Genomic DNA, 3,117 nt, shown 5'->3' with positions numbered 1-3,117 from the left:
ATCTCAAGCCAGTTCACCCCGCGGCTGATTCCAGTCCCCAGGGCTTTGGCGGCGGCTTCCTTCGCGGCGAAACGAGCCGCCAAACTTTCAGCGGCATTGCGCTTGCGCATGCAATAGGCCTGCTCCGCTGAAGTGAACACGCGATTGAGAAACCGCGGACCAAATCGCTCGAGCGATTGCTGAATACGCGCGATTTCAACCAGGTCAATGCCGCTGCCGACAATCATGCTGTGTACCAACCTAACATCCCGCGGTTAGGAGCCGGTCGAAACGCATATGTCGCTGTGGGTGAAAGAACAGACTGGTTTTGCACCGCGTGAGGCCTGGCCTGCCCCACCGCGGAACAGCATGAACGTTCTTGCATTCCAGCCGATAAGACCGGCATGAGACAGGCTTCGATCTTTCGCGACCCACTTCAGCCAGGTGTGATTCCATGGGCTTTGCAGATGAGGGCGATATCGCGAGACGAGCCGGGCAGGGCGGTAAAGTCGCTCACCGGCGCGATCCTCGCCTGCGGGGGCTGGGTATTGAGCAGAAGTGCAAGTGACACCGGCCTGATCGATATCCTGTTCGAGTTCGAACGGCGCTCCTGCCTCGAAATCTACAGCATTCTGATCGCCGCCGGCCTGGAGCTGAGTCAGGCTGCGCATATCCGCTTTACGGAGCTGTGCCAATGCACGCGCATGGTGCGGAAAGAATGCAGGGATGAAATTGTAAGCATCGATCTCGAAGTGCAAACGTCTCCGATTGAAGTGGCAGACGGGGAGTCGGAAGGGCATGGTCGATTGCCCCCCCACTAAGAACTACCCGGCTTCCACCAGGCCATAGCGCCGCTGCCAGGCTTCTCGTAGTCTCGCCCAAACGCGAGCACGCTCAGCCTCTGTGCCTTCGCCCGGTTTGACGGTGGCGAAACGTTCGGCCTCGTGCTTGGCCAGTTCTAGCAGGGCGCGGTCGCGGACGAGGTTGGCGACCCTGAAGTCGGGCAGGCCGGCCTGACGCGTGCCGAAGAATTCGCCGGGTCCGCGCATCGACAGGTCCAGTTCCGCCAGTTCGAAGCCATCCTGAGTGCGGACCATCGCATTCAAGCGCTCTTCAGCCTGTTCAGACACGCTCTGTCCTGTAATCAGGATGCAGTAGCTTTTGGCCGCGCCGCGGCCTACCCGGCCTCGCAACTGATGCAACTGCGCGAGGCCGAAACGCTCTGCATGCTCGACGACCATCACCGTTGCGTTTGGAACATCGACGCCGACCTCAACCACGGTCGTCGCCACCAGCACGTCGATTTCGCCGCGCTGAAAGCGGCGCATGATTACTTCCTTGTCGTCTGCGTCCAGACGGCCGTGCAGAAGGCCGACGCGCAGTCCGGCGAGCGGGCCAGTGCGCAGCTTCTCATGCATGGCGACAGCTGATTTGAGTTCCGCTCCTTTACTCTTTGGAGCGGTCTTTTGGGCGGAGATGCCCGGAAAGAGGTCTGCTGTCTTGCCTTTGCGGGTGGTCTTCCCACTCATTTCACGATGAGACTCTGAAATGGGTGGGGCACCCGAAGTCGCGGCATCGGTCAGGACGCGATCGTCATGCGAAAAGTCCAATTCCGGCTGGTCATCGCTGCTGCCCTCGATTACCGGGTAGACAATGTAGGCCTGCCGCTTCTGCGCCACCTGCTTGCGCACGAAATCCCACACGTCGGCGGACCGCTCCTCGGGCACTCGGCGCGTGACGATGGGAGTGCGGCCCGGCGGCAGTTCGTCAAGTACGCTTACGTCCAGATCCCCGTAGAGAGATAGCGCCAGCGTGCGCGGAATCGGGGTTGCCGTCATCACCAGCACATCGGGCTCTGGCTGGTTCGGCTTTTTCATCAATTTGAAGCGCTGGAGCACGCCGAAGCGGTGCTGTTCGTCGACCACAACCAGGCCAAGGCGATCGAACTCAACCTTTTCTTCGATCAGAGCGTGCGTGCCGATCACCAGTTGCGCTTCGCCGCGATTGATCAAAGCTCGATTGGCCCTCTTGCGGTCTTCATCGAGCGAACCGGTAAGCAGGACGAGGCGGTATTTCCGGGACGATCGTTCAAGCAGTTTGCGTGCGGCGAGAAAGTGCTGGGTTGCAAGAATCTCAGTGGGCGCCATCAGTGCCGCCTGGTAGCCGTTCTCGATTGCGACCAGCATGGCCTGCAAGGCCACGATGGTTTTGCCCGAGCCCACATCGCCTTGCAGGAGGCGTCGCATCGGGCTGCCGGCACGCATGTCGGTGACAATCTCGCCCAGAGTGCGCTTTTGTGCGGCGGTGGGATGGAAGGGCAGCACCTCGCGGATGGCCTCGCGGACTTTGTCACTGGTTTCGAAGGCGATCCCGGCACGTTCGCGCATTTTGCGGCGCTTGAGTTCCAGACCCAACTCGAGAAAAAACAGCTCTTCGAAGATCAGGCGGCGGTGCGGCGGCGTGGCCCACGATTGCAACTGGGTGAGCGATGTTCCTTCCGGCGGAAAGTGCACTTCACGGAGCGAGGCTTCGCGATCAGCCATGTCGAGCCGGGCCACCATCGATGCGGGCAGGCATTCAGGCACTTTGCCACGGATATCCTCGAGCAGGTTAAAGATCACCTTGCGCTGCCACCGGGATGCCAGCCGCGATCCTCCGAGAGATTCATAGACCGGTGTGATGCGGCCGACTTCGAGCAAGCGCGTTTCGGCGTCGTCACTGGAGTCGGGGAGGATTTCGAACTGCGGCTGGATCATCTTGAAGTTGCTGGAGGAACGGGAGGGCTCGATTTTGCCGTAGAGCGCGACCGTTTGGCCGGCATGGAACTTACCTTCGAGATAGGTGGCGTGAAACCAGATGCACTTGAGCGCGTGGCGGCCCTGGCCCACCGTGAGTTCAAAGAGCGGCATACGCCGGGTGCGCAACAGGGCGGCGCCCCGCACCTCCGCGATCACGCTGGCCATCTCGCCGGGTTTCAGCTCGTCGAGACTGCGCGGGTTCTGTCGGTCCTCGTAGCGAAAAGGGAGGTGGTAGAGCAGATCCTCGGCAGTCTGGATGCCTTTGGCGGCGAGCATCTCAGATACCTGCGGACCAACGCCGCGCACAAATTTGACTGGACTGTCGAGGCCGGGCACACTC

The 3,117-nt window shown here is 61.0% G+C and carries 3 protein-coding genes; 1 reads left to right on the top strand and 2 read right to left on the bottom strand.

Annotated features, from left to right (window positions below):
* The coding region (gene acpS / locus WA354_RS04765) for a holo-ACP synthase (protein WP_472811862.1) at positions 1-227 on the bottom strand (227 nt) is incomplete at its 3' end.
* Between the two features lie 156 nt (positions 228-383).
* On the opposite strand from acpS, the gene WA354_RS04760 reads away from it, so the two are divergent.
* Complete coding sequence (locus WA354_RS04760; RefSeq protein ID WP_472811861.1) at positions 384-800, top strand: hypothetical protein; 417 nt, start codon at positions 384-386, stop codon at positions 798-800.
* Positions 801-803: 3 nt separating this feature from the next.
* Here the strand turns inward: WA354_RS04760 and recG are convergent, their stop codons facing one another.
* Positions 804-3,113, bottom strand: a complete 2,310-nt coding sequence (gene recG, locus WA354_RS04755) for an ATP-dependent DNA helicase RecG (RefSeq protein ID WP_472811863.1) — start codon at positions 3,111-3,113, stop codon at positions 804-806.
* Positions 3,114-3,117: the final 4 nt, after the last annotated feature.

Source organism: Occallatibacter sp. (genome assembly GCF_049802275.1).
GTDB lineage: Bacteria > Acidobacteriota > Terriglobia > Terriglobales > Acidobacteriaceae > Telmatobacter.
This window is presented reverse-complemented; position numbering and strand designations above follow the sequence as displayed.

Bases quoted from the DNA above. Each gene is read 5' to 3' on its own strand.
- WA354_RS04760 (WP_472811861.1), top strand. From the start codon at position 384: ATGAGACAGGCTTCGATCTTTCGCGACCCACTTCAGCCAGGTGTGATT.